Origin of the sequence: Citrobacter sp. 21OH12SH02A-Citro (assembly GCF_027919895.1) — a bacterium.
Taxonomy (GTDB): domain Bacteria; phylum Pseudomonadota; class Gammaproteobacteria; order Enterobacterales; family Enterobacteriaceae; genus Citrobacter; species Citrobacter braakii.
On the sequence record NZ_CP114804.1, the window covers coordinates 40,361 to 66,115 of the forward strand.

Sequence of the window (25,755 nt, forward strand, 5' to 3'; positions counted from 1 at the left end):
TTTCTATGAATCTGTGGCAAATGCTTATGGCCCGTCGTGGCCTGATGGATGCAGCTGAAGCGCATGAGCGCGGAGGCGCTGGTGGCGGTGCTCCTGCTGGAGACAACGAGCAGGGCAATCAAGACCCAGGCAAACAGGGCGAGCAAAAAGAGCAACCGAAGGGTGACGACGACGAGTATGCCGGTATGACTCAGGAAGAGTTGCTGGCAGAACTGCGTAAGTCCAAGAAAGCCGGTGCTGACTTGCTGAAAGAGAACATGAAGCGCAAAGAGAAAGAGCGCACATTGGCCGATCAGTTGGCTCAGTACGGTGATATTGACCCGGCGCGTGCTCGCCAGCTTCTCGAAGCTGAACAAGCCGCAGAAACCGCACGTCGGGAGGCGGAGCAGGCTGAACTGGAACGCCGTGGTGAGTTCGATGCTGTGAAAAAGCAGATGATCGAAGCGCACCAGGCTGAACTGGCACAGCGCGACGAACGCTACTCCGCTCTGGAGAGCGAGAACGCCGCACTGAAGGCTCAACTGGTCGAAATGACTGTTGGCGCTTCCTTCAGCGGCTCTGCCTTCTTGCGTGACAAAGTTCTGATGACTCCGGCTAAGGCTCGCGTTATCTACGGCTCTCATTTCGAAGTGGGTGAAGACGGTAGTGTTGTGGGCTTTGATAAGCCAGCCGGTCAGAAAGAACGTGCAGTTCTGGTTGACGGTGAAGGCAAACCGTTACCGTTCGAATCCGCGATTGAGCGCATTCTGCGTGCAGATCCGGAAGCTGACGCACTGTTGCGCAGCGAAGCCAAGCAGGGTGCTGGTTCCAATAGCAAACCGACCCACAAAGTAAACCAGCCGAAGAGCAAGTCGACTATGGATAAGTTGACCTCCGGTCTGGGGAAAATCGGACTCAAGTAACATCTTAAATCATAGGGAAATGAAAGATGCCATTACTGCGTGATGAAGCTGAAAAGCTGTCTAACAACGAACTTGAGCAGGGTGTGATCGAGACCATCATCGATCGCGATGACCTGTTCGCTGTTCTGCCTTTCATGAAGATTAATTCTAAGGCATACCTCTACAACCGCGAAGCTACCCTGAGCGAAGCAACCTTCATTGATGTGAACGACACCATCACCGAAGGCGCTGCAACCTTCACCGAACACGTTGCGAAGCTGCGTATCCTGGCAGGCGACGTAGACGTCGACAAATTCCTGGCGACCACTATGTCCGACACCAACAACCAGCTGGCAATCCAGGTTCGTCAGAAGGTGAAAGGTCTGGCTCGCGCATTCCGCCGCAACCTGATTCTGGGCGACTCCAGCACCAACACCAAAGCATTCGACGGTATTCCGAAGCTGATGCACGACGATCAGAAGATCGACATCGAAGGCGCTTCCATGACCTTCTCCATGTTCGACGAGCTGGTCGACGCGGTGAAAGATCTGGGCGCAGACTGCATCATGATGCGTTCCGAGCACCTGCGTGCTTATCGCGCTCTGCTGCGTACCGTTAGCCTCGGCCCGTCCGAAATCATGATGGAAAACTTCGGCCGTCCGATGCTGTGCCACAACGGTGTACCGTTCATCGTGAACGACTTCATCCCGACTGACGCGGGCAAAGCAAGCATCTACTGCCTGCACCTGTCCGAAGAGAACGGTGTGACTGGTCTGTATGGCGGTGAAAACGCCGGTATCGTTGTTGAGAACATCGGTACTGTTCAGAACAAAGACGCAACCCGTACCCGCGTTAAGTGGTACTGCTCTCTGGCGAACAAGCACGACAAGGCTATCGCCGCGCTGACCAACGTAAAAATTTGATCAGTATAGTAGGTAAGTAATTATCTACCGTTTAAGGGTGGGCTATACGCCCACCCTTTTTGTAGGAGCGAGAAATGCCAGAACAAAAGATGAAGATCACGGAAGAGGCGTTTGCGGATTTCACGGGGCATATGTGCCGTGCCGGATTCACCAATTCCATCTCCAACGAGCCTCTGAGCGAGCGCCAGCAGAACCATCTTGCGGCTTGCTTCCGGGCAATTCCGTTCACTCAGTCTGTCACCATTACACCGGCTGCGCCGTCCGTATTGGTGGGCAAAACCGTTCAACTTAGTGCAGGTATCACTATGAGCAAAAGCGCAGATTCATTCACCTGGACGTCGGCCAATGACCAGGTCGCCACAGTCAGCGGTACGGGTCTGGTTACTGGCGTGACTCCGGGCAAAGTGAAGATCACCGCCACCGATAAGCAGACTCAGCTTTCTGCGTCAGTCGAAGTGACCGTTAAGCCTGTCAGCGTGGAGTCCGTTACGGTAACGCCAGACTCTACCTCCGTTGAGAAAGGGAAATCCGTCAAGTTGCGCGTTGATGTACAACCGTCAAACGCAACCAATAAAAGAGTCACCTGGACTTCCAAAAATAGCGACAAAGCGACCGTTGACCAGAACGGTAACGTAGCTGGCGTAGCCGTTGGTACGGCAACCATTGAAGTGGTTTCGCAGGATGGCAGCCATAAAGCTACTGCCACGGTGGAAGTCACTGAGCCTGTCGTTGCTGTTACTGGCGTCTCTGTCGATCCGAGCACCACCAGCGTTGAAGCCAACAAAACGGTACAGCTGACCGCGAACATCGAACCGGCTGGCGCAACCAATAAGCGCGTAACCTGGGCGTCAAAAAATGCCGAGTTCGCGACGGTTGATAGCGCAACTGGACTTGTGACCGGAGTGGCTGCAGGCACTGCCACTATCGAAGTCACCACAGAAGACGGTAGCCACAAAGCGACTGCGACCGTTGAAGTGACCGCAGCACCGGCTGCGTAACCAACACATGGGCGGCTATGCCGCCCATTAAGTGAGAAGAAGAATGAAACCAGCAAAAATTCGTTTATTGGAGCCTCAGTTTTTGGGGTACACGGGCATTCTCTGCGGTATCCAGTTTGTCGACGGCATCTCGGTTGCCGAACTGCCATTCATCGATCAGCAGCGGATTTGTGCCTCCATGCGTGCTACTACCGTTGAGGGCAAAAATGTATCTCCTTCTGCCGCGTACAGCAGCCGCAATGATTTGACTGCGGACGACATTGTCGAGACGGCGGCCCCGGATATTGTGCCAATGAAACGTGGTACGGCTGAAGTGGAAGCCAAACCGGTACAGCGCTTTACTCGTGAAGAACTGGAGTCGATTGCGGACTGTGAGGGTATTGCGGGCCTGCGTCAGATTGGCAACCAGATTGGCGTGAAAGCCAAAGGCATCGTTGAAATGATCGAAGGCATCCTGAAAGCACAGGGCGGTGAGTAATGGCGCAGATCGACACGTACCGTAGCGGGGAAGCTGTTTCCCTGTCGTTCGCATTTAACGTTCTGGATATTGAGTCGGCCACGTATACCGTCAGAGATGGCGCTGGTGCGATCATCGTCGATAACGAACCTCTCGATATTACTGAGGGGCAGATGTCCATTCCGGTTGTCGTGTCGGCCGAACACAACCTGCTTTCAGATAAAGAACGCGATCTGCGACACGTCATTGTCAAAGCGGTGGCATCCGGGCTGACGCATGAAGAGCGCAAGATGTACGTTCTGCTGAATAGCTTCGAGCTGTCAATTCCAGGCCAGTCATTCGCAACGGTCGCAGACGCCCAGATGCAAGCTATCGATATGCTTAACGGCGACACACTGTTAGCTGATGGTGAAGGGCTGATGCGCAAACGTCTCATTGAGGCCACCAGACGCGTCAAAACGTTGCCGTTCTCAATCCGCAAAGTCCTGCGTATCGACTTCGACCGGTACGATCGCCCGCAAAACATGCTGAACGTCTATGACATTCCGTGGGGCGCTGACGGGGCATATCGTCACGATCTGATCGATTGGGAGCAGATGACGCCGGAGAAATTCGACGAGTTCCCGGACTACTTCAAACAGGCATTAATGCTGGCCGTGGTTAATGAAGCCTGCGAAATCGCTAACGGTAATGACGTAGCGGCAGCCCGCGAGGACGGCATTCTGTCTGAGTCCATTGGTGAAACGACCAATATGTACCGCACCGGCAAAGCGGCAAATGTGCATGTGGCTCGCAGTACCTGGCGACTGCTGGTCAGTTACATCAATAACCGCATGATTGTTCGCCGTGCGTAACGCCAGTCGCATTGTTTACTTCTGGTCGAAAGGCTCAAGACGAGCAATCGCGCCTTCGCCTGGTAATGAGTGCGGCTGCCAACCACAGGGAGAGTGCATGAACATTTCATGGCAAGCCGAGATAGCGATTTACCGTCTGGGTTCGAAGAATGTCTACGGTGAAGCGCAATTGCAGTTCGTCAGGAAGACGAACGTCGGCGTCGTTAAGTTTGAGCAAAGTAACGAGAAGTCATCGGTACGTGCGGACAGCTCCGGCAGTCGCGGTAAAGCGAATCTGGAATTGTTCGATGCTGTTCTGGTGATCCCACTTGAGGCCGCAGTGCAGCTTGATGACGTTCTCATTCTGGAGGGGCAAAAGCTGAAGGTATCCAGCGTGCATCGTCGCTGGGGACTGCGTGGGCGCCCTGGGCATCTGGAAGTAGGGGCAAACATATGGGTCTGAAGTACGACGCGCATCAGTTTAAGCGTGCTGGCGACAGGCTCAATAACAGCCAGAAAGCCTTTAAGCGTTATCTCATCCGTGACATGGAGAAGCTGGCGCGTCTGGTTGAGCGTCTGGCGCGGGCAATGGCCCCGCTGGAGACTGGCTCACTCGAAAGCGCGATCTTCGCGAGAGTGGTCAAAGAAGGCTATACCGGGCTGCGTATTGAGTTATCGGTATCTGGAGCCAAACCACGCGAAGGGCATCCGGGCGTTGAGGTTGGCGATTATGCGGAGTACATGGAGTTGGGCAAGTATCGTCTCGGCTATCTCTCCCGCATGAAGAGCGTCACCAACCCGCCAGTCGCTGGTGTGAAGCCACGAGTTGGGCCTTTGTTCCTTGAGAGAGCCGTGCAGATCAGTGAGAAGCAGTTCACTCAGACGATAGCAGAAGCGGCAAGGAAAGCAGGTTTTACGAGAGGTTGATGTGTTTATTGAAGCATTTGCGAGCCTGATGCAGAAGGCGAAGATCGGTACAGTCGGCACTGACATTTTCTGTCACTACATGCCAGCCAATGTGAAGTCCGGTGTTCTGTTGGTTACTCCCAATACGGGGATCACCATTGACCATGAGTTAAAAGGCTTCTATCACGACTCTTTCACCGTCATCGTGCGTAATGCGACGATCACAAAGGCGGTGGCGAAAGCCAATAAGATCATGGACATGTTCCCGGTCGAAGAAACCGTGTCAGAGGGCGTTTACTTCCGGTTGGTTCGGCCAATGTCGATGCCGATTACTTATCCCAAAAACGAAGGTTCGTTGATTGAAGCGGGTATCCCGATTGAATTTGCGGGCTATTTGTTGAATTAATAAAATAAGTAAGTATATACTTACCATTAGCGCCATGAAGGTGCTGATTTAACGGAAAAAGGAGTTTTCCAACAATGTCCAATACCCATGTAAAAAACATCAAACTTGGCGCCTGCAAAGTGTCGTTTGGTGGCGTTGATCTGGGTTACACCAAAGGCGGTGTTCAGGTTGAAGTTGCGACCGAAACTCTGAAAGTCACCGTAGACCAGCTGGGGCAGACCACCATCTCCGAGCTGGTGCAGGGTCGTAACATTACTATCACTGCGCCGCTGGCCGAGTCTGTGTTGCAGAATATGGTCGATCTGATGCCGGGTTCTACCCTGAGCGAAGACGATAACGCTGTGACCATCACTTCCGCACAGGGCGTCAACCTGATCGACGTAGCCAAAGAGCTGGTTCTGACCCCGCAGGATACCACCGACTACGTTCTGACTATCCCGAAAGCTGCGACCGCAGGTAACTTCACCATGACCTACCAGTCTGATGATGTTCGCGTGTTCTCCGTTCAGTTCACCGCTTACCCGGATGACGACGGCGTGCTGGGGAAAATGAGCGGCCCAAAGCCGGTTAAAACCGTCTCTATCTCTCCGGAATCTCCGGAAGTTAAAGCCGGTGAGACCGTGCAACTGACTGCCCAGATCACCCCTGCAGATGCCGGCGACAAAACCGGTGTGTGGGAATCAGACAATCAGGAGAAAGCCACCGTTGACCAGACTGGTCTGGTTCGCGGAGTAGCTGAAGGTTCGGCAAATATCTCCTTTACCAGCAATAGCGGCGGCAAGAAAGCGACCAAAGCAGTAACGGTTAATTCTGCCCAATAATCGCGATCTAACTAAGCAGAGGCTCAGGAAGAGCCTCTCTTTTAAAAGGACTTTAACCAATGACCAAATTACTCGATCTCGACTCCATTCTGCCTCCGAAGAAAAGCATCAAGTTCGGCGGTCAGGAATACCCAATCGTTGAAATGACTGTTGGCCTGTTCGTCTCCATCAAGCAGATGGAAGGCAAAGACCTCCAGAACATGTCGCCTGTTGAGCAGGTAACTGCTTACGCCGACCTGGTTCGCAAGGTCATCCCATCCGTGCCGGACGCTGTACTGGAAAAACTGACTGTTCCGCAGCTCCAGCAGATCTTCACCTTCGCTATGGAAGTGATTGATGAAGAGAACGAAAAAGCGGCTGGTGAAGGGGCAAAGTAATTTCCCGCGATGAATCCGGGGTAAAGACCGTATCGATAGATCTCGGATTCTATTTCAGTCGTGTAGTTGCTCACTACGCCGTGTCGCCATTAGAGCTGCTGGGCGTCCCTCTAACGATGTTCTGGATGCTCAGTCGCAACATCGACCGTCTGCGCGCGGAAGAGGATGTCCGCAACCTGCAAGTCGCTCGCGCTGCCCAGGCAGATGGCGAGGGCGTGAAGGCGTTCATGGAGGGTTTGCAACTCAGGATTGGAAGACCAGTCGTAACCGATAAAGTCTACGATCCACGCAAGGATAAGGCAGACCCTGACGCCAAAGAGCAACTGATGCAAATTTTTGGCAGAGGATGACAAGGGAATGTCACAAAACGTAGAGTTTATCCTGTCGCTGGAAGACAAGCAGTTTACAGCGTCAATCGACCGGGCGGGTAAGCTACTTACCAGATTCGGGGAGCAGGCCACAAAGCCAGCTCAGAAAATTAACAATCTGGAACGCTCGTTGGGTTCGGTCTCCCGCATCATCGGCGTTCTGGAGTCCAAACTCGATGCCACGGCAGACAAACTACAGGATGTAGCTGCCGGCTTCGAGCTTGTGTCCGATGCTTCGCGCAAGACGCGAGGCAACATTACCAGCCTCAACTCAGGTCTCAAAACCCTGATTGAGCGCGTCGACACAACCACCTCATCCGTTAATAAACTCACCACATCGCTGCGCAAGGTTCAGTCTGAACTCAATGAGTTTTCCGATTGGGCAACGTTCGCTGGCAAGAGCGCCAGCCGCTTCGGTACGGAGGTAAAAGAAGCCTCTGCCTCCGTGAGTGGCATGAATACGCGCCTTAACACCACGACGAAGCGTCTCAGTAATTGGGGTGTCACAACTAGCCAGGCTGCCGAGGGGCTGAAGAAAGTCCGCGATCAGATGGATGCCGTGATTGGTCGCCAGCAACTGATCAGCAAGCCGGTACGTGTGCGCACCAGCGGCTACGGTGAGGGCGGTGGTAATGGCGGTCGACACAGCGGTTCCTATGGCCACGGCGGGCGTGGTGCTGAAAGTGGTGTGTTCTCTGGTCTGCGCGGCAACATTTTCCTGCTTGGCGAGATTGGAGATGCGGCAAGAACGGTAACTGACATCCTGTTCGGCTGGCAGAAGCCAATCGTCGAAGCTGCCTCCGAAATGGAGCGTATGCGCGTCATGTTGCGCGGGCTGAACAAGGACAAGGCCAACCCTGGCAAAGCAGCCGCAGAGGATATGCAGTACATCGTGGATATGGCGCAAAACGCCCCGTTTGCGATGCAGGCGCTGACCGATTCCTTCGTTAAATTCCGCTCGGCAGGTCTCGATCCTACTGACGGATCGCTGAAAGCACTGGTGGACTCCGTTGCACGCTTCGGCGGCGATAGCGAGCTGCTTAAACGTGCTGCCGTGGCTGTCCAGCAGATGTCCGGTAAGGGCGTCGTGTCGATGGAAGAACTGCGTCAGCAATTAGGTGAAGCCGTTCCTAACGCGATGAAAGCGATGGCAGACGCTGCCGGTATCACTATGGGGGAACTGACCAAAGCAGTCTCCACCGGTACTGTGGAAGCGAAACAGGCGCTATCGCTGATGTTCGTTGGTCTGCGTGCAGAGAACGAAAACGCCGCCAAAGACATGATGCAAACATACACTGGTGCGCTGGCGCAACTGCAAACCTCCTTTACGCTGTTTGCCGATCGTGTCGGTCAGGCGGGCTATCTGGATTCTCTCTCAAAGGGGATGAAAGAGCTGGCCTCCATCATGAACAGCGCAGAGGGCATTTCGTTCGCTAACTCGCTGGGTTCCGGACTCTCCACGGCGATCGACGGCTTACGCGAGTTGGCGCAGTGGCTGGCTAAAAACCAGGAACTGGTTATCAGCCTGGGCAAAGTCGTTGCTGCAATGGTGGCGTTCAAGCTGATGCGTGCCGGGATTGCAGGCGTGATTGGCACTGCCGGGCAAATGGTTAACACATTTACCAAGATGTCGACCGTTCTCCAGGCTCCGTTCAATCTGGGCGCGACAGCTGTCACCCGCTTTAATCGTGCGGCTCGTATGGGGCTGGCTCCAATCCCATCGCTTATCTTCGCTATCCGTGGCGCGATTACGGGGCTTCAGGGCGCATTTGCTGGGCTAACTGCATTCATTGCAGCAAACCCCATTGGTGCAGCGTTCACCGTAGCTACCGTGGCTGTAGCCGGTCTTATCACGTATATGACCATGCTCCGCAGCGAAACGTCCAAAGTCGTGGACGAGATCCGCAAAATCCCGGAGGCGATGACGGCGGCCAAGCGTGCGCAGATGGCAGCGCGTGCAGCCGAGCTTGAAAAGCAGATCCAGCGAGACCAGCAGGCGCTTAAAACTGGCGAAAGCGTGAACTACTACTCCACAGTGGCTGGCCCTGTCGCCGTGAAGGAGTCCAAAGAGGTTGTTGAGGCTCGCCTGAAGAAAAATCAGGAAGAGTACGAAAGAACAACCGGCACGATGGCGTTGGGTGATGGCGCGGTAGCCAAGCGCCTGGCAAAAGAGGCTGCTGAATCCCAGATTGAGAAAATCCGGGCAGATAACCAGGTCTTCTCTGCGACGTTTGTGAAAGCCCGTCAGGAGGCTCTGGACAAGATCCAGAAAATCAACGACGACAAATCACTTTCGGACGACGAGAAGAACAAGTTGCTCGCGCCGCTTCGCGAGAAGGTGAACAAGTCTTATCTGGAACCTGCACAGAAGCTGGTCGACGACCTGTCTTCTCGTAAAAACGCCACCGAGAAGCAAATTGCCCATTTCAGCGACCTGCTGGAGAAAGCGAAGAAAGAGGGGAACACAGAGCAGGTTCATAAGCTGCAAGGCAGCATTCGCGGGTATCAGGAGCATCTTGAAGCTGTTGCTCAGGAGCTGACTCAGGCGGAGTTCGAGCGTGATAGCGCGGCGAAAACCGGTAAGGGCGTAATGTCCAACCAGGGAACTGTTCTGGGGTTAGGGACGACCGATAAGGCGGCTCAAAAAGCACTGGCACAGTATATGCGGAACCAGATGGACTCCGCGACCTACCAGCGCACACTGCCAGACGGTACGCCTATGATGGACTTCGAAGGCAAGCCGATCATCGGGCCGAAACAGCTCAAAACCCAATTGAACCTGCAGAAAGCCTCCAGCGCCACCTCTCTGGAGAAAATGAGCGACGAGGAGCGTGCCGCCGCGATCGCCGCGCTGACCAAAGCGCGTGAGCAGGATGCCGCAGCAGCGGAAAAAGCCGGGAAGCGCACCGCCAATGCCTCTCAACGTGCAGCGAGGAAGGAAGAAAACGCGCAGCGTAAGCTGGCGGCCGGCTACCAGAAAGCTCTGGATAAAGCCGATCAGCTTATGGGGCAGATGGGTGAAAGCTCAAAAGCGACCGTGTCGTTTGATCAGTCTCTCCGCGATACTACCAAATCGCTGACCGAACTGGCCAACGCCGTACCTAATGAGTTCATCACTCAGGAGATGATCGACAAAGCCAAGTCACGCCTGGCTGACCTGGCGAACGCGAGCGACGACTATCGCGAGATGTTCAATCGCCGCAACGTCGAGCAGATGATCTCCACCTGGGCGCCGGAATCCGATTCCATCATCAGCGCGGGTTACAAGCCGTCTCGTGAAGAGAAGGTGGCTGATTTCAACGACACCTACAACCGTAACCTGAAAGCGTTGATGGATCTGCGTGACCAGGCTTCTGATCCGAAAATCGTGGCGCTCTACACCAAGCAGATTAACCAACTGGTGGCGGCAGGCAACACCGCTCTCATCAAAGAGACGGGTACGGCGACACAGAAGCTGGCGCTTGAGTACGAGAATCTGGCCGATCAGTTGGAAAACAGCTGGAGCAACCTGTTCAGCAACATGACGGATACGCTGACCGACTTCGTCATGAAAGGTAAATTGGACTTCTCCAGCCTGGCAGAATCCATTCTCCGCGATATCACCAACATGGTTGTGAAGACGCAGATCACCCTGCCACTCATGAACATGCTGGGGATGGGAACGACGGCAGCGGGCAGCTCTCAGAGCGGTAATCTGCTTTCTGGTGTCGCGTCAGCGGTTGCCAACCAGGGCGTCCGGATGAATGCGATCAATGGCGATAAGAGCGTGGGCGAGGCGACGAAAGAGACCTCCAGCTCAGTCTCCGGTCTGGGGCAGACCACTCAGCAGACGACCAGCGCGATTGGATCTGCAACCAATGCGATCGGCAGCTGGGTAAATGGACTGTTTACCAGTACTGAAGCCAAAGACGCGGAAACCAAAGCGGTGAAGACATCCATCTTCTCTATGCAGAACCTTAGCTCTGTCACTGGTGCGCTTTCTGCCGCGTTTGCCATGCTGGGCGCAAACATGTCCGGCTCTGGCAATAAGTGGTTGAGCTTCGGCGCAACCATTGCCTCCGGGCTGGTGTCTGCCTGGGCTGGTGGTGGCTTCGACAACATCGGATCTGGTTCCTCCGGCTCTAACTCCGGGTTCAACAATCTCACCGGATCGGCATCTAATGGTACTGGCGGCATCCCGGCAATTCCGAAGTTCGCCAAAGGCGGCATTTTCGGGAAAGACGGCGTGGTTCCGCTGCGTGCGTACCAGAAAGGTGGCATCGCTGACTCTCCACAGCTGGCGCTGTTTGGTGAAGGGGATATGAACGAAGCCTACGTTCCGCTTCCGGATGGGCGTTCCATCCCGGTCACGCTCAACGCAGAGAGTGTTAAAGGCGGTGGCGGCGTTTTCTCACCTGTCAGCATTGAGATCAACGTCAACAGCGACGGCAGTGTCTCGGAGAACAGCAATTCCGAAGGCGCATGGAGTCAGGCAGCTCAGCGCATGAAGGCGATCGCGCTTGAAACCATCGCTCAGGAGAAGCGGCCAGGCGGTTCGCTCAACCCTAACTCTCAACGTAACTAACCACGGCTGCCCCGTAAGGGGCAGTCTCACAAGGATGTGAGATGGAAAGACTGACTTTTAACTGGTATCCCGACTACGAGTCGGAAAAGACCGTGAAGCCTAACGTGACGGTGCTGAATTTCGGTGACGATTACGAACAGCGCCAGGCCAAAGGTCTCAATCGCATTAAAGAAGAGTGGAGCCTGACATTCACGCGCTCTTACGACGTTATTAATGCCGTCGATGACTTTCTGACGGCACGCGCGGCCGTTGAGTCGTTCTACTGGACGAACCCTCGTGGCAAAAAGATGGTTGTGGTCTGCGACAGCCATACTGTGAAGCGTTACCAGGGCTATCTCGTTCTCACTGCGACCTTCCGACAAATTTATGAAGGATAATTTAACCCACTGGATAAGTAATCACTTATTTATTATTATTTGTAGGCGCTGACAGGATGTTGGCGCCTCTTTATTTCAAGGAAGAAACGATGGGTATTAAAGCTGATATTCAGAGCTTGTCGCCTTCGGCGCACATTGAGCTGTTCGAACTTGATATGTCGAACACCACCTCTGGGGGCAAGTTGTTTTTCCACGCTGGTACAAACGAACTGATGGAGCCAGTCGTTTGGCAAGGTGTGTCCTACGAACCGTGGCCAATCAAAGCGTCAGGCTTTGATAAGACTGGTCAGGGTACTTTGCCGCGTCCAAAAATCCAGGTCTCCAACTTTGCCGGTACTGTCTCCGCTGAAGTCCAGGCAAACGACGATCTGGTTGGTTGTCGCATCATCCGCAAGATGACGCTGGCGCGTTTTCTCGATGCGGCCAACTTCAAAGACGGGAATCCAACCGCAGATCCAAATCAGCATTTTCCGGATGAGATGTGGTTCGTCGAGCAGAAGACTCTTGAAACCCATGAGGTTGTCGAGTTTGAGCTGTCGAGTGTGTTCGATCTGATGGGCGTGCAGCTGCCGTACCGCCAGATCATCAAAAACACCTGCCCGTGGAAATACCGCGGCCCAGAGTGCGGCTACACAGGCCCATATTTCGACAAAAACAACCAGCAAACCACCATGTCAGGCGCGGATTACTGCACGAAACGCTACGACTCATGCAACGCACGCCGTAACTACTTTGCCAATGGCGTAATCCACTTTGGCGGGTTCATTGGAGCAACGCGTTATGGGTAATAGAGCTTTCCCTGAGCTTGGGTCGGACATTATGCAGCAAATCTATCTGACAGCCATCAAACGCTACCCGAACGAAGCGTGTGGCTTTCTGGTGCGTACCACTGGCGAGAAATATCGCTTCATGGAAGCCCGGAACGTGTCGGAAAACCCGGAAAACACGTTTGTTATGCACGCTGACGACATTATCGCAGCGGAAGATGCGGGAGACGTGGTTGCCATCTGGCACTCCCACACTGACGAATCAGCTGATGCGTCAGACGCCGACCGTGCCGGATGCGAGGCAACGGAAGTTCCGTGGCTGATTCTGGCAGTTCGGAAGAATGTCGAGGGCGATGCACCATTTCACTTCAGTGAGATGAATGTGATCACTCCAGACGGCTTTGAGATGCCTTATCTGGGACGACCCTATGTGTTTGGTGTCTTCGACTGCTGGATGCTGTGCCGCGACTATCTGAAGCGTGAGTTCAACGTCGAGCTGAATCCGAACCCGCACCTGCATATTCCATCGTGGTACACGGGCGATACCGACATTCTCGATCAGAACTACCGCAATGAAGGGCTTGTTCGTCTGGCGCCGGGGACGGAACCCCAGCGTGGTGACGTTTTCTTCATTCAGTACGGAAAGATGCCTGACCACTGCGCGGTGTACATCGGAGACGGAATGATCCTGCACCACCAGATCGACCGCCTGAGCTGCCGCGCTTATTACGGTGGCATGTACCAGAAACACACGACGCACCACCTGCGTCACAGAGACTTACTCAAGGGAGATGAGACGTGTCTGAGTTAGTTCATGTGCAACTTGGTGGCCCGATGGCCAGACATTTCGGCCGCCACTGGCATTTAAAAGTGCGCAACACCAAACAGGCGTTGGATTTGGTCGAAGCCAACCGTCCGGGCTTAAAAGCCTGGATGAAGCGCAACATGAAGACCTACGACAAGTATCACATCCAGATCACCAATAAGCAGGGGCATAAGTGGTCGGTTGATGAGAGCGAGTTTCAAATGATGGGGCAGTCCGACAACATCGCGAAGATCCGCATCACGCCGGTTCCTCGCGGTAGCGGCGGCAAGGCTTTTGGGTGGTTCCAGACAGTTGTAGGGGCACTCGTCATGGTTACTTCATTCTGGTTCCCTGCGCTGGCCCCGCTCGGCTTATCACTGATGATGGGTGGTATTTCTCAGCTAATTTCGCCCCAGGCGACCAATGACAGCGTAAGGCAGGCAGATAACTCGAACTCGTTTTATTTCGACGGGCCACAAAACACCACTAACCAGGGCAACCCGGTTCAGCTCATTTATGGTGAGGAAATTCTGGTCGGCTCACAGGTAGTGAGTTCTTCGATCACCATCGACCAGCTTTAGTAAGAAGGGAATTTTTGAACATGGAACAGTTCAAGAAGAAGAGACTGCCTCTCCTGATTGCAGGTGCTGGCGGTAAGAAAAGCAGTGGCTCCAGCCGCACGCCGGTTGAAGCTGACGATACCGTAAACTCGCGTGCTATGGCGTCAATCCTCGACCTGCTCGGGGAAGGTGTCATTGGCGGGCTGGTGGATGGCGCAAAATCGATCTTCATTGATGATCTGCCAATCCTCAACGAAGACGGGTCACCAAACTTTAGTGGTATCACCTGGGATTTCCGTGATGGTTCACAAGACCAGACGCCGATGGCCGGGTTCGATTTCGTTGAAACGCCGAAGTCGGTCAACATCCAGTTGAAAAGAACTCACGACGTCACGATTGCCATTGATAACGATGAGGCAGACCGTGTCCGCGTCATTCTGAAGTTCCCGTCACTGCGTAGCGTCGACAAAAAGACCGGTGATACCAACGGTACGACCGTGAAGTACAAATTCCAGATTGCCAATGGCGACAATGCCTTCAAGGACGCCATCGCAGAAGGGGAGAGCACTTCCGAAGTTACGCTGACGGCAAAAAAGACAGGCGTCTACTACCGCAGCTATGAACTGAAACTGCCCAAGCCAGGTCGTGCCTACAAAATTCGCGTGATTCGTATTACCGAAGACAGCAACACTCAGTACATTTTTAACGATACGTGGGTGGACTCTATCGGTGAGATCGTCGATACACCGATGAACTACCCGAACTCAGCGTTGGTTGGCCTGAAGGTTAACTCAGAGCAGTTCGGCAGCTCAATGCCGTCTCGTTCGTATCTGGTTCGTGGCCTGAAGATCCGCGTCCCGTCCAACTACAATGAGAATACAAATACCTATATCGGCGTATGGGATGGCACCTTTAAGCTGCTTTCGTCTTCAAACCCAGCCTGGATTCTTTTCGACGTGCTTACCAACGCTCGTTATGGCCTTGGGCAGTTCGTTTCTGAGTCCATGATTGACCTCGGGCAGATCTACCAGATTGGGCGCTACTGCGACGAAGAAGTTGACAATGGATTCGGGGGCAAAGAGAAGCGCTTTGCTATCAACACCCAGATCACCAGCCGTCAGGACGCGTACCGACTGATTCAGGATATCGCTGGCGCCTTCCGCGGTATGGTCTTCTGGGCTGGCGGCATGGTTAACGTCATGCAGGATAGCCCGTCAGATCCGGTCATGATGTTCACCAACGCGAACGTCAAAGACGGCATGTTCAGCTATAAGGGATCTGCGCGCAAAGACCGTCCGTCAGTGGCTCTTGTGACCTACAACAACAAGGAAGACGGCTACAAACAAAACATCGAGTACGTAGAAGACCAGGAGGCGATGCGTCGTTATGGCGAGCGCAAAACCGAAGTGGTTGCGTTCGGCTGCACTAGCCGCGGCCAGGCGCATCGTGTCGGTCTGTGGTTGCTGTATACCGCACGCATGGAATCGGACGTTATCAGCTTTACGGCAGGGCTGGATGCTTCCTTCCTGATGCCGGGCGAAACGGTGCTGATTCAGAACAAATACCGCGCAGGTAAGCGCAACTCTGGCCGCATTGTGGCGTTCACAAAGAACAGTATCACTCTCGACGCACCGGTTACGCTGAATAAGGCCGGTAGCTACATCCGGATCTTGAATCAGGAAGGTGAAATCGTTGAGCGCGATATTCTTGAGACCGGGGAAGACATTACCAAAGTGACCTTCTCCAAAGCGCTCAATTCCGGCGATATGCCGGTAATGAATGGCGTCTGGACGATTACAGAGCCAGATCTGGAGCCAATGCGTGTGCGCGTTATCAACGTTGCTCAGGGGGATGCCCAGGGGACATTTGACGTTACGGTTGTCCAGAATAACGCATCGAAGTACGAAGCCATCGACAACGGCGCGACGCTGATCCCAGAGAACAACACCGTTCTCGATCCGACTTATTCGAAGCCGACTAACCTGCAGGTGACGGAAGGGACGTATATCTCCAGTCCGGGCAACCTCTCAATCAAACTCGTTGCCACCTGGGAGGGTAAGTCTGCGGAATATTGGATCAGTTGGCGCCGTTCCGATGAGAACAACGTCTCTAACTGGCAGTCCGCACGCGTTACCGAAGAGCAGTTCGAGATCCTCAATATTGCCGAGAATGGTCAATACGACATTCAGCTCTATGCGGTTTCGTTCAGCGGCAAGAAGACGGACATCGTCAGCACCGTTTATCAAGTAAAAGGTACGATGACGCCGCCAGGCTCTCCTACCTCTCTGACGGCTGTGGGCGACTACCGCAACGTGATTCTGAATTGGGTCAACCCGGACTCAATCGACCTCGATCACATCAACGTGTACGCCTCCCAGACCAACGATCTGGAAACAGCAAAGTTGATTGCAGAGGCCGCCAGCACAACGTTTACCCATGCCGGTTTGGGAGATAGTGAGACCTGGTACTATTGGGTTCGTGCGGCGAACAAGCGTGGCATGTTAAGCCCGCCGAACTCAAATCTGGGTACGGAAGCGACGACAAGAGACGTTCTTTCATTCCTGACAGGTAAAATTACTTCGTCCGAGTTGGGTCAGGAGCTGCTTGAGGAAATCGATACGAAGGCGTCTCAGGATGCAGTCGACAATCTTCATAAGCAGATGGAAGAGAGCCTTAAGGAACTGGCCGCAGCCGATGAAACTCTCCAGCAGTCTCAAACCGATCTCAAGAATGAGGTTTCAGGCACGCTGGACAAGGTCAACGACGCGCTGCAACAGGTTGAGGACTCTAATGCGGCTCTGGTTGAGTTGCAGGAGACCGTTTCTGAGCAGGGTAAAGCCGTCGCTGGCGCTGTTGAAGCGGCACACGCTGCGCTCGACAATGCCTCCGCGCTGATTGCTGAAGAGCGTGAAGCCCGTGTCGAAGGCGATAAGGCTAATGCCAAGCAAATTGAGGCAATGAAGTCATCCGTTGATGATAGCGCTGCTGCAATTGAAGAAATGAAGAAGACTGTTGCCGAAATTGATCGCGCAAGCTCCGAGGTCACAACAAATATCGACGCTATTGCCAAGACAAATATCGATCTTGCTCTCCGTCAGGATGAAGACCAGCACAAGCAGATGATCAACAACGCGAAGATTGCCACTACGCAGAAGGCTTTCGCTGATGATATGTCGGCAATGGCCACTAAGGTCGAAGAGATTCGTGCTGAAATTGGTGATGAAATTAAAGCGTCAATTACCGAGGAAACGACGGCTCGTGTGGAAGCGGATAAGGCTATCTCGAAGCGAATCACTGCGCTTCAGTCTCAGCTTGATGACGATATTAAGGCTGCGATTGCGACGGAACAGGAGACAAGAGCTACCGCCGATGAGTCCCTGGCTCGCCAGATAACCACACTAAAGGCGCAAACGGGGGAGGACATTAAGGCAGCGATTGGCGCTGAGAGCAGTGCCAGGACGGATGCAGATAGTGCCCTGTCTTCTCAAATTAACTCTCTGGCAGCTCAAACATCGGAAGACATTAAAGCAGCTATTACATCCGAGGCTACTGCTAGGGCAGATGCAGATGGCGCACTTGGTAAGAGAGTAGATACGATTAAGGTTGAGGTTGATGGCAACTCTGCGATCATTCAGGAGCAGGCAAAAGCGATTGCGGATACGAACGAGAAGGTGTCTACCGCATGGACTCTGAAGATGGAAACCTCAACCTCTGGTGGCCAGAAGTATGTTGCCGGTATTGCACTTGGTATCGATAGCACAGGGCTTTCGCAATTTCTTGTTCAGGCGGATCGCTTTGGATTAGTTAACTCTGTTAATGGGCATATTACAACACCATTTGTAATTGAGAATGGCGTTGCCTATATGAATGGGGCATGGATTAAAAACGGGACTATTGATAACGCAAAGATTGGGCAAGTAATTCAGTCTGATAATTATGCTGGTTCGTCAGCAGGATGGTCGATCAATAAAAACGGTAACGCTGAGTTCAACCAAGTGACAGTAAGGGGTACTGTCTATGCAAATCAGGGGGTGTTTAGAGGCAGAATTGAAGCACAAGAAGGCTACTTCAACGGAACTGTTTATGCTGAAAAGATTGAGGGCGATGTTGCCAAAGCGGTCGTGTTAGGTTTCAACTCATCTATCGGCATACCTGCGGCGAGCTATGACAGACATTTGGTAATCCCTTATATCGGTGTGCATGGGTGGACATATTCCGGAGGGTATGGACAAGGTGGTGGTACTGTGTGGGTTGATTCGTCTTACGGTGGTCGAATCGCATCCGTCTCTTCGACGGCAATGCATGGCGGCGGTAGCGCTTATCTATTTCTGCCTCGAAATGTCTCGACCACACTGTCTTATGGTGGACAATTAGATCATGCAAATGCCGTTGGCACATTAACAGTTTTATTATTTAAAGCCTAAATAAGTAGGTATGTAATTACTTATTTTGTGTGTGTATTATATGAGTTCAGCAGGAAGCTGATTTGTCCGTTTTAAGGAGTTAACATGTGGTACAGGGAAGGTACTATCTCATTCACTCAGGGGAGTAACATAGTAACAGGCGCAGGTACAGCCTGGAATGTGACGGCCAATGGTGTATTGCCAGGCATGATCGTAATTGGGCCTGACAATAAGCTACACGAGATTAAGCGCGTCGATAGTGACACCAGCATGGTTCTGGCGGAACCATATGCTGGTGAGACGCAGGCAGATGTACCTTGCGTAATCATTACAACATATGAGGGTGATCTGACACAGTTCAGTGCTCGCTTTACTGCGCTTATGACTCGCATGTCTGCTGACTCAAAAGCGATGCGCTGCTGGTTGACGGCGCTCGATGAAGTCACCCTAGAAGCCGCTGATGGCACTGAGATAAAGGTAAAGTCGCTCTTACAGATTGTTAATGAGCACAACGAAAACCAACAGTGGTATCGAGATCACGTCGATACCATTGAGTCGGAGTCCTCAAAGGCCCTGGCTGCAGCTGCCAGATCGGAAGCAGCGGCTGCAGAGGCGTTAAATTCTAAACAAGCAGCTGCGGGCAGCGAAGCTAATGCTAAGGCAAGTGAAAACGCTGCAGCTGCCTCTCAGCAGGCAGCTGCTACCAGTGAAAGTAACGCCCGGGCAAGCAAAGAGGCTGCCGCAGCATCACAAACAGCTGCATTACAAAGTGAGCAGGCTGCAGCCGCTTCGCAGAATGCAGCGCACCAAAGTGAAGAGAGCGCCGCTAATTCAGAGGCTTCCGCGTTAGCGAGCAAAGAAGCAGCCTCCGTGAGCCAAACTGCTGCCGCTAATAGCGAGCAGGCTGCTAAGGCAAGCGAAGCGGAAGCCGCTCGCTATGCGAATGACTCACTCACTTATTCCAACAATGCGAAAGCCAGCCAAGATGCGGCTGCTGAAAGCCAGGCTTCTGCTCTTGAGAGTAAAAATACTGCCGTAGCAAGGATGCGGCGGCGGCGAGCCAAGCGGCGGCGGCGGCAAGTGAAACCAATGCAGCCGCCCACGCAGATACAGCAAAGAGTGAAGCAGAAAAGGCGAAGCAATTTGCCGATCTGTTAGATGTAAACAATGTGCTGCATAAAGATCAGAACCTTGCCGATCTGCCAAATAGGAGTGCGGCAAGAAATGTTTTGCAGGTTCAGGCAGTAATTAGCAATGATCCGACAATTCATGGCTCTCCTGGTGATTACAACTCATTCTCCACCCCTCTTGGCACATATGAATTGAGGATTGCAAACAACGGTGAATGGCGAGTAGCCAGAAATGACAACAACAGTACATCGGCGCTATCTATTGGTGCTGGTGGTACTGGAGCTGAAAACATTGGGCAAGCACGAATCAATTTTCAGATTGACCGATTTAATCAAGGCGATGGTGAAACGTTTATTCAGTCGCCGGATAAGATCAAATACCTCACAGTTGGTAACGATGGATGGGGTTACTGGAATACCGCATCGCAACAGTTTATCCCTCTTGGTGTTCAGCAGGGCGGAACAGCAGCCAACAATACCCCGCAGGCCAAAATCAACCTACAAGTTGATAGATTACGTCAGCAGGATAATGGCACGTTTATCGTTGGAAACCAGAGCACCCACGGCCTTTTCGTTATGGATCAGCGATGGGGGATGATGGAGCTTTCTACGGGACAGTCAATACCTCTTGATGTTGGTCAAGGTGGAACCGGGTCTAAAACTGATACTGGCGCAAGAAAAAATTTAAACACCCCTGTAGGGGGTACTGCAATTGCAATACCTAACCATGAAAACGTATTGGGTTTCATGACAGTAAGAGCGGAAAGTGGGTATTATTCTAGCGGTGAACTCGTTACATACCAGCCTCCAGAAGCATCAGGTTGGTGGATGTTTGAATTGCATGTTCATGGACGAAAATCAGACGGAACTCTTGATTTCGGTAATGTTGTTGCAACGTCAATGCATGGTAATAAGTGGGGGATTATCTGTAACGCTGGCAGTTGGGGTGGATGGACAAGGATATCAAGAACTGATGGTTCCATGATTCTTGCGAATAGTGATATACCAAACGCACTTGGCGCAAACTCTTTAGTTATGGGGGATGCAGACACCGGTCTAAAGTGGCAAAGTGACGGAATAATTAAGGCTATTGCCAACGCAACGGAGGTTTTTGGTTGGGATAGTACTGCGCTGGTTCCGTATAAACGCATAAGCTCATACTCTCCAGAAAGTGAACAAGGCATGTTTGTTTTTGGAACGAGGACTGGATCAACAGCCTGTCTTGCCGGTGGAAAAATTCAGGGGGGGGCTTTTTCTGCGTGGCGCGATCGTGCTACTGGTATTCTGTGTGAAGTTCCAACCACTGATGCAGCCATAAGTATTTTTAAAGCTGTTCATTGGGGTTATGACTGGATTACAGGTCTCGATTGCGTTAACTGGTCTGCTGGCGGCGCTGAAACTCATTTATATGTAAAAGGCGCTGATTTCATTTTTAATCACGCTGGTGGTGCCACTGCAAACCAATGGGTTAGCTCATCAGATATTAGGCTAAAAGCAAATCTTAAAGACATTGAAGATGCAAGGTCAAAGGTTAGAAAATTAGTTGGTAGAACATATTATAAGAGAAACAACCTTATTGAAGATGAAAACAGCTACTATCAATTAGAAGCTGGGCTTATTGCTCAAGAGGTTCAGGATGTTTTACCGGAAGCGGTAATGAATATCGATAATACTGAATTCTTAGGTGTTAACTATGGTGGTGTTACTGCTCTTCTGGTTAACGCAATCAATGAAATGATTGATGATGAAGACGTTCAGAGTAAGCGTATTGAGGCGCTTGAGGACGAGGTGACAGCTCTCAAATCAGAACTAACGGATCTCAAGGTTCTGGTAGCGTCTTTAGTGAAGTCTCCTGCCATTTTTAAAGGGGAATAGGGTTATTGGCGCGGATGTTTTCGCGCCAATTAATAAGTAAGTGTTTACCTATAAAAAATTAACCATTTATGCTATAAATCCCTCATTCGATTTTACTTTTCATGGAGGAAAAAATGTCGAATGAAATGGCTGGAGTTACGCCGCAGCAGGTTGAGCGTATCGCCGCTATTGTTGCTCGCGAAGTTGTCGGCAAATTAGGTAAGGAGCTACGTGAGGAAATTGGCCAGGAGGTCAATGATCAGCTCAGAACCTACTTTGGTGATATGACACCAGCACAACACAGCATTCAGCATTCTAACCTGGACAAACTTCTTAATCGGCTGGACGCCATCTCCAGTGGGTTCTTTGGCGGCATTATCTCAAAGATAACGTCGTTCCTTATTACCGCGCTGCTGCTGGGTCTGGCCGCTTATGGCGTGAAGAATGGACTGCAATAACAGGAGATCAAGGATGAAAACTCCGAGAGGTATTCGTAATAACAACCCTGGCAACCTCGACAAAGGTTCGCCGTGGCAGGGGTTAATCGACAACCCTGCTGAACCGCGTTTCTGTACGTTCAAAGATCCTGTATGGGGTATTCGAGCGCTGGCAGTGACGCTTATTACCTACCACGACAAGCGCCGCGCTAAGGATGGCTCCAGCATCGATACGATCCGCGAAGTCATCGAACGTTGGGCGCCTCCGCATGAAAACAACACCGTGGCTTACGTGAACGAGGTATCTAAAGCCGTGGGCGTCACCCCGGACATGATCATCGATCTGCACGACTACGACACTCTGCGTCCGCTGGTGGAGGCGATTATCCGTCATGAAAATGGCCGTGGCCCGCTCAAAACGCCGAACACCTGGTATGCGGCAGAAGTTATTGAGGAAGGTCTGCGTCGCGCTGGTGTCGTTAAGCCGGTGAAAACCGTGAAGGCTGTTCCTGTAACCAAAGAGACTGCCGGTGCGACCGTCACGGCTGGAATTGGTCTGGCACAGCTGGCCGACGTCATGCCGCAGGTCTCTGCGGCAATGGACAAGGCGCAGGGACACATCACCAGTGGTGATACGGTTCGGATCATCTTCGGTATCGCTACCATTGTGGTGGCCGGCTTTATCGCTTGGTCACAGGTGCGAAAACACCAGAACGGGATGGTCTGATATGACCGGCAGCCTATTTTCAAAGCTGAAGTTTGCTCTGATGACTCTGGCTGCCGTTCTTTTCGTGCTTGTCGGTGCTTATACGATGGGAGGTCGTGCGGCGTGGCAAGCAATCGAAGAGAAGGCCAGACAGGAGGACAGGAAAAGGCTTCAAAGCACAGTGGACGTCAAAAATGAGACACTTAATGAGGTGCGGCGGAAAGATGCTTCTGCTGTTCATCGCGAGCTGCATGATAAGTGGCTGCGTGATTAAGACACAGACTTCCGGCGTGCTGTTCTGCGATGCAGCAAACCCTATTTATGTCAGTAACGACGACTTTATGACCGAAGAGACGGAACGCGAGATCCTCTTCCATAACACGATGGGAGAGCGATTGTGTAACTGGCAATACGGTCATTTACCAAATGCCTGATTACAAGCCCGTACGAAGGCGCTCCACCGATAAGATGGAGCGCCTTCGTATTAACCATCTACATCGTCATACCAGTCACGATCGGTATCCGATACAACCGAGGCCAATTCCAGACTATCTTCAACGAGACTCCAGGCATTTTCACGGAGAATTAGTTGCATTTCAGCAACAACCTCAAATGAGGTTCCTGAGTAGGCACGGTCTGGGTCTTGCTCTCCCTGATACGTAAAGGACGCCAGCACAGTCAAAATGCCTCGCTTCTCGTCGTACTTGACCTTCGTTGCTTCAAGGTCTTCTACGTTGAAATCATAGGCATTCGTATCGGCTGTTTCACCAGATAACAGCTCCATAACCTCCGTCTCGATAGCGGAGAAGACTTCTTCAGTATAAAGAGCATCTTCCAGAGAAGATTCACCCATTGCTGCCAGAACCAGTCGAGACTCAAAAGGGTCTCGCTTTGCGACCTCTTTAAGCTCGTGATAGCTAGAAAATTGCGCTTCTTTAGCAACGATCTCTAGCGCCTCGGATTGCTTAATTTTTTGAATTCGAACCAGCTTTTTAGCTTTGGTCTTGAGAATGCTTAGGCAAGAGTAGTCAGACATGGCGTCAGCTCCAAAAGTTAGTTTATTAATGCTACCGATAGCCTGCTAACCGGACGCGTCAAAACTACTTTGGCGAGCCAAGTTTAGATAAAACGTTGTTTAACGATGGGCTATTGCTTTGCGAGACAGGCGCCAGGTGACCATCACCACCTGTAGTCATACTATCCAGGGAATTTTTTCGAGTCAAATTTACATTCGGCTAATTTGTTAACTACCTATAAGTGCCTGACATTTCACCTTTACACCGCAGCCGTAGGCATTTAGGCTATATCGCATATAAGAAAACAAGTTGTTTCATACGACAATAATTCACGCAAAGGGAACTCTCCAATGACCAAGATCATTGTGGTTGGCGGCACGAAAGGCGGCCCAGGCAAATCTACTGTTGCCCAGCAAATTGCGGTATGCCTCAAAGTTAAAAAGAAAAAGAAGATTCAAGTCACCGACATTGATATTCAGCGCACTACTACGAGTTGGTGCGAAGACCGTCGCCAGAACGAAGATCTTGAGCTGATTCCATTCGCTTACGTTCAGGATGACATCGTCAAGCACATCAAATCGCTGAAGGGACGCTACGATTACGTCGTCATTGATGCGGGTGGTTTTGACTCAGAAATTCAGCGACAAGCGATGCTGTTGGCAGACTTCATCATTATCCCTCTGCGCCCTAAACGTCGTGATTTGAAATCCCTGCGCGATATCGACCCGATTATCGACAACGTTCGCAACGTGAACGAGACTGTGAAGATCCGCGCGGTAGTGAACCAGTGTCCGTCACTGCCTTCCCAGGCGTCACGTATTCTGGCGGCGAAAGAAATTGTCGAGACATTCGGCATCGAGGCTGCGCCGGTTAACTTGTACAACCGTAACGTTTATGACGACGCGGAAGAGGCAGGTCGTTCTATCTTTGAAATGACTGGCGCCGAACGCGATAAGAAGGCAGAAGCCGAGTTCGAAGAGTTTGTAGATTACATCATGAGTCTGGAGGAAGAATAATGTCCATGAGAATGGGAGACCTTGCAAAGCGCAAAGATCCGGAAGAACCGGCAAAAAGCAGCACCCCAATGCGCCAGCCAGTCAGACCGCAGGGGCGTCCGACTCGTGGGAAAGAGAAGATTAAGAGCCGCACAATGTCGCTGGAAGACGAGTACTTCGATCTGCTGGAGATGATGAAGTTCATCCCTCGTTTCGAGAAATTCACCCGTTCTGACGTGATTCGTGCAGCCATTTTCCATCTGGCAGAGAAGTCGCCGCAGGAAATCGAAGACATCGTGAAACTGAACGAGGCGATCACCGCTGCCGACGTCACGATGCGCACCGATGAAATCAAGCGTGAGCTGATGAAGAAAGGCTAGTTATGATGAAGCGAACACAAACCGCTTGTGTTCGCTTCATCTCAAATTTCGTTTTTTTCGGGTAATGACTCCAACTTATTGATAGTGTTTTATGTTCAGATAATGCCCGATGACTTTGTCATGCAGCTCCACCGATTTTGAGAACGACAGCGACTTCCGTCCCAGCCTTGCCAGGTGCTGCCTCAGATTCAGGTTATGCCGCTCAATGCGCTGAGTGTAACGCTTGCTGATAACGTGCAGCTTTCCCTTCAGGCGGGATTCATACAGCGGCCAGCCATCCGTCATCCATACCACGACCTCAAAGGCCGACAGCAGGCTCAGAAGACGCTCCAGTGTGGCCAGAGTGCGTTCACCGAATACGTGCGCCACAACCGTCTTCCGGAGCCTGTCATACGCGTAAAACAGCCAGCGCTGGCGCGATTTAGCCCCGACGTATCCCCACTGTTCGTCCATTTCCGCGCAGACGATGACGTCACTGCCCGGCTGTATGCGCGAGGTTACCGACTGCGGCCTGAGTTTTTTAAATGGCGGAAAATCGTGTTGAGGCCAACGCCCATAATGCGGGCGGTTGCCCGGCATCCAACGCCATTCATGGCCATATCAATGATTTTCTGGTGCGTACCGGGTTGAGAAGCGGTGTAAGTGAACTGCAGTTGCCATGTTTTACGGCAGTGAGAGCAGAGATAGCGCTGATGTCCGGCGGTGCTTTTGCCGTTACGCACCACCCCGTCAGTAGCTGAACAGGAGGGACAGCTGATAGAAACAGAAGCCACTGGAGCACCTCAAAAACA

General features: G+C 52.2%; 26 protein-coding genes and 1 pseudogene. 25 read left to right on the forward strand and 2 right to left on the reverse strand.

The window, feature by feature from the left end:
- Positions 1–5: 5 nt before the first annotated feature.
- The 23 genes and pseudogenes from O6D90_RS25390 (at position 6) to O6D90_RS25500 (ending at position 23,007) form a co-directional block, all read left to right on the forward strand.
- Complete coding sequence (locus tag O6D90_RS25390) at positions 6–902, forward strand: DUF6651 domain-containing protein (protein WP_023180877.1); 897 nt, start codon at positions 6–8, stop codon at positions 900–902.
- 26 nt (positions 903–928) lie between these two features.
- Positions 929–1,804 (forward strand): major capsid protein, encoded by an 876-nt coding sequence (locus O6D90_RS25395; RefSeq protein WP_001130336.1) that lies wholly within the window; start codon positions 929–931, stop codon positions 1,802–1,804.
- A gap of 74 nt (positions 1,805–1,878) precedes the next feature.
- Positions 1,879–2,802 (forward strand): Ig-like domain-containing protein, encoded by a 924-nt coding sequence (locus O6D90_RS25400; protein WP_001115046.1) that lies wholly within the window; start codon positions 1,879–1,881, stop codon positions 2,800–2,802.
- 43 nt (positions 2,803–2,845) lie between these two features.
- Positions 2,846–3,280, forward strand: a complete 435-nt coding sequence (locus tag O6D90_RS25405; protein WP_000801184.1) for a hypothetical protein — start codon at positions 2,846–2,848, stop codon at positions 3,278–3,280.
- Complete coding sequence (locus tag O6D90_RS25410; RefSeq protein ID WP_000057119.1) at positions 3,280–4,113, forward strand: hypothetical protein; 834 nt, start codon at positions 3,280–3,282, stop codon at positions 4,111–4,113. Before O6D90_RS25405 ends, O6D90_RS25410 begins: the two co-directional genes overlap by 1 nt.
- Positions 4,114–4,210: 97 nt before the next feature.
- A complete protein-coding gene (locus O6D90_RS25415) occupies positions 4,211–4,555 on the forward strand; it encodes a hypothetical protein (protein ID WP_001027662.1) in 345 nt (114 codons plus the stop codon).
- Positions 4,546–5,019 (forward strand): hypothetical protein, encoded by a 474-nt coding sequence (locus O6D90_RS25420; RefSeq protein ID WP_000523626.1) that lies wholly within the window; start codon positions 4,546–4,548, stop codon positions 5,017–5,019. Before O6D90_RS25415 ends, O6D90_RS25420 begins: the two co-directional genes overlap by 10 nt.
- Position 5,020: 1 nt before the next feature.
- Positions 5,021–5,404: a minor capsid protein gene (locus O6D90_RS25425; RefSeq protein ID WP_000469441.1), complete on the forward strand. Its 384-nt coding sequence runs from the start codon at positions 5,021–5,023 to the stop codon at positions 5,402–5,404.
- Positions 5,405–5,478: 74 nt separating this feature from the next.
- The gene (locus tag O6D90_RS25430; protein WP_023180876.1) at positions 5,479–6,225 is read left to right on the forward strand and encodes an Ig-like domain-containing protein; all 747 of its coding nucleotides are present in this window, start codon (positions 5,479–5,481) and stop codon (positions 6,223–6,225) included.
- 59 nt (positions 6,226–6,284) lie between these two features.
- Complete coding sequence (locus O6D90_RS25435) at positions 6,285–6,602, forward strand: hypothetical protein (protein WP_000163862.1); 318 nt, start codon at positions 6,285–6,287, stop codon at positions 6,600–6,602.
- A gap of 125 nt (positions 6,603–6,727) precedes the next feature.
- Entirely contained in the window at positions 6,728–6,952 is a 225-nt protein-coding gene (locus O6D90_RS25440) for a hypothetical protein (RefSeq protein ID WP_000952684.1), read from the forward strand.
- Positions 6,953–6,959: 7 nt separating this feature from the next.
- Positions 6,960–11,534 carry a tape measure protein gene (locus tag O6D90_RS25445; RefSeq protein ID WP_270956683.1) on the forward strand — a complete coding sequence of 1,525 codons (4,575 nt, stop codon included), beginning with the start codon at positions 6,960–6,962 and terminating at the stop codon, positions 11,532–11,534.
- 41 nt (positions 11,535–11,575) lie between these two features.
- Positions 11,576–11,911, forward strand: a complete 336-nt coding sequence (locus O6D90_RS25450) for a phage tail protein (RefSeq protein WP_000440566.1) — start codon at positions 11,576–11,578, stop codon at positions 11,909–11,911.
- Between the two features lie 89 nt (positions 11,912–12,000).
- Positions 12,001–12,699, forward strand: coding sequence for a phage minor tail protein L (locus tag O6D90_RS25455; protein WP_044790581.1), 699 nt, complete (start codon positions 12,001–12,003; stop codon positions 12,697–12,699).
- Positions 12,692–13,489: a C40 family peptidase gene (locus tag O6D90_RS25460; RefSeq protein WP_048665914.1), complete on the forward strand. Its 798-nt coding sequence runs from the start codon at positions 12,692–12,694 to the stop codon at positions 13,487–13,489. Before O6D90_RS25455 ends, O6D90_RS25460 begins: the two co-directional genes overlap by 8 nt.
- Complete coding sequence (locus O6D90_RS25465) at positions 13,477–14,064, forward strand: tail assembly protein (protein ID WP_001293197.1); 588 nt, start codon at positions 13,477–13,479, stop codon at positions 14,062–14,064. The genes O6D90_RS25460 and O6D90_RS25465 overlap by 13 nt, the downstream gene beginning before the upstream one ends.
- A gap of 20 nt (positions 14,065–14,084) precedes the next feature.
- The gene (locus O6D90_RS25470) at positions 14,085–18,467 is read left to right on the forward strand and encodes a phage tail tip fiber protein (RefSeq protein WP_270956643.1); all 4,383 of its coding nucleotides are present in this window, start codon (positions 14,085–14,087) and stop codon (positions 18,465–18,467) included.
- 84 nt (positions 18,468–18,551) lie between these two features.
- Positions 18,552–19,942: pseudogene (locus O6D90_RS25475) on the forward strand (hypothetical protein); the annotation flags it as partial.
- A gap of 816 nt (positions 19,943–20,758) precedes the next feature.
- Positions 20,759–21,451: a tail fiber domain-containing protein gene (locus tag O6D90_RS26435; protein WP_425476446.1), complete on the forward strand. Its 693-nt coding sequence runs from the start codon at positions 20,759–20,761 to the stop codon at positions 21,449–21,451.
- A gap of 113 nt (positions 21,452–21,564) precedes the next feature.
- Positions 21,565–21,888: a hypothetical protein gene (locus tag O6D90_RS25485; RefSeq protein ID WP_000064174.1), complete on the forward strand. Its 324-nt coding sequence runs from the start codon at positions 21,565–21,567 to the stop codon at positions 21,886–21,888.
- A 13-nt stretch (positions 21,889–21,901) separates the two neighbouring features.
- Positions 21,902–22,594 carry a membrane protein gene (locus tag O6D90_RS25490; RefSeq protein WP_006812500.1) on the forward strand — a complete coding sequence of 231 codons (693 nt, stop codon included), beginning with the start codon at positions 21,902–21,904 and terminating at the stop codon, positions 22,592–22,594.
- Position 22,595: 1 nt separating this feature from the next.
- A complete protein-coding gene (locus tag O6D90_RS25495; protein ID WP_270956646.1) occupies positions 22,596–22,847 on the forward strand; it encodes a hypothetical protein in 252 nt (83 codons plus the stop codon).
- On the forward strand, positions 22,840–23,007 hold the full coding sequence (locus tag O6D90_RS25500; protein ID WP_162269441.1) for a hypothetical protein: 168 nt from the start codon (positions 22,840–22,842) through the stop codon (positions 23,005–23,007). Before O6D90_RS25495 ends, O6D90_RS25500 begins: the two co-directional genes overlap by 8 nt.
- A 50-nt stretch (positions 23,008–23,057) precedes the next feature.
- On the opposite strand, the gene O6D90_RS25505 is transcribed toward O6D90_RS25500, so the two are convergent.
- Complete coding sequence (locus tag O6D90_RS25505) at positions 23,058–23,609, reverse strand: hypothetical protein (RefSeq protein ID WP_270956647.1); 552 nt, start codon at positions 23,607–23,609, stop codon at positions 23,058–23,060.
- Between the two features lie 330 nt (positions 23,610–23,939).
- Here O6D90_RS25505 and O6D90_RS25510 point away from each other — a divergent pair, with 330 nt between their 5' ends.
- A complete protein-coding gene (locus tag O6D90_RS25510; RefSeq protein ID WP_023180946.1) occupies positions 23,940–24,605 on the forward strand; it encodes an AAA family ATPase in 666 nt (221 codons plus the stop codon).
- Positions 24,606–24,610: 5 nt separating this feature from the next.
- A complete protein-coding gene (locus O6D90_RS25515; RefSeq protein ID WP_160956455.1) occupies positions 24,611–24,964 on the forward strand; it encodes a hypothetical protein in 354 nt (117 codons plus the stop codon).
- Positions 24,965–25,039: 75 nt separating this feature from the next.
- On the opposite strand, the gene O6D90_RS25520 is transcribed toward O6D90_RS25515, so the two are convergent.
- Positions 25,040–25,737, reverse strand: a protein-coding gene (locus tag O6D90_RS25520) for an IS1 family transposase (protein WP_151884388.1) whose coding sequence is annotated in 2 segments (ribosomal slippage) — positions 25,040–25,488 and positions 25,488–25,737 — 699 coding nt in all. Because the reading frame shifts where the segments join, the coding sequence is not laid out codon by codon here.
- Positions 25,738–25,755 lie beyond the last annotated feature (18 nt).

Bases quoted from the DNA above. Each gene is read 5' to 3' on its own strand.
- O6D90_RS25390 (WP_023180877.1), top strand. From the start codon at position 6: ATGAATCTGTGGCAAATGCTTATGGCCCGTCGTGGCCTGATGGATGCA.
- O6D90_RS25395 (WP_001130336.1), top strand. From the start codon at position 929: ATGCCATTACTGCGTGATGAAGCTGAAAAGCTGTCTAACAACGAACTT.
- O6D90_RS25400 (WP_001115046.1), top strand. From the start codon at position 1,879: ATGCCAGAACAAAAGATGAAGATCACGGAAGAGGCGTTTGCGGATTTC.
- O6D90_RS25405 (WP_000801184.1), top strand. From the start codon at position 2,846: ATGAAACCAGCAAAAATTCGTTTATTGGAGCCTCAGTTTTTGGGGTAC.
- O6D90_RS25410 (WP_000057119.1), top strand. From the start codon at position 3,280: ATGGCGCAGATCGACACGTACCGTAGCGGGGAAGCTGTTTCCCTGTCG.
- O6D90_RS25415 (WP_001027662.1), top strand. From the start codon at position 4,211: ATGAACATTTCATGGCAAGCCGAGATAGCGATTTACCGTCTGGGTTCG.
- O6D90_RS25420 (WP_000523626.1), top strand. From the start codon at position 4,546: ATGGGTCTGAAGTACGACGCGCATCAGTTTAAGCGTGCTGGCGACAGG.
- O6D90_RS25430 (WP_023180876.1), top strand. From the start codon at position 5,479: ATGTCCAATACCCATGTAAAAAACATCAAACTTGGCGCCTGCAAAGTG.
- O6D90_RS25435 (WP_000163862.1), top strand. From the start codon at position 6,285: ATGACCAAATTACTCGATCTCGACTCCATTCTGCCTCCGAAGAAAAGC.
- O6D90_RS25440 (WP_000952684.1), top strand. From the start codon at position 6,728: ATGCTCAGTCGCAACATCGACCGTCTGCGCGCGGAAGAGGATGTCCGC.
- O6D90_RS25445 (WP_270956683.1), top strand. From the start codon at position 6,960: ATGTCACAAAACGTAGAGTTTATCCTGTCGCTGGAAGACAAGCAGTTT.
- O6D90_RS25450 (WP_000440566.1), top strand. From the start codon at position 11,576: ATGGAAAGACTGACTTTTAACTGGTATCCCGACTACGAGTCGGAAAAG.
- O6D90_RS25455 (WP_044790581.1), top strand. From the start codon at position 12,001: ATGGGTATTAAAGCTGATATTCAGAGCTTGTCGCCTTCGGCGCACATT.
- O6D90_RS25460 (WP_048665914.1), top strand. From the start codon at position 12,692: ATGGGTAATAGAGCTTTCCCTGAGCTTGGGTCGGACATTATGCAGCAA.
- O6D90_RS25470 (WP_270956643.1), top strand. From the start codon at position 14,085: ATGGAACAGTTCAAGAAGAAGAGACTGCCTCTCCTGATTGCAGGTGCT.
- O6D90_RS26435 (WP_425476446.1), top strand. From the start codon at position 20,759: ATGTTTGTTTTTGGAACGAGGACTGGATCAACAGCCTGTCTTGCCGGT.
- O6D90_RS25485 (WP_000064174.1), top strand. From the start codon at position 21,565: ATGTCGAATGAAATGGCTGGAGTTACGCCGCAGCAGGTTGAGCGTATC.
- O6D90_RS25490 (WP_006812500.1), top strand. From the start codon at position 21,902: ATGAAAACTCCGAGAGGTATTCGTAATAACAACCCTGGCAACCTCGAC.
- O6D90_RS25495 (WP_270956646.1), top strand. From the start codon at position 22,596: ATGACCGGCAGCCTATTTTCAAAGCTGAAGTTTGCTCTGATGACTCTG.
- O6D90_RS25505 (WP_270956647.1), bottom strand. From the start codon at position 23,609: ATGTCTGACTACTCTTGCCTAAGCATTCTCAAGACCAAAGCTAAAAAG.
- O6D90_RS25510 (WP_023180946.1), top strand. From the start codon at position 23,940: ATGACCAAGATCATTGTGGTTGGCGGCACGAAAGGCGGCCCAGGCAAA.
- O6D90_RS25515 (WP_160956455.1), top strand. From the start codon at position 24,611: ATGAGAATGGGAGACCTTGCAAAGCGCAAAGATCCGGAAGAACCGGCA.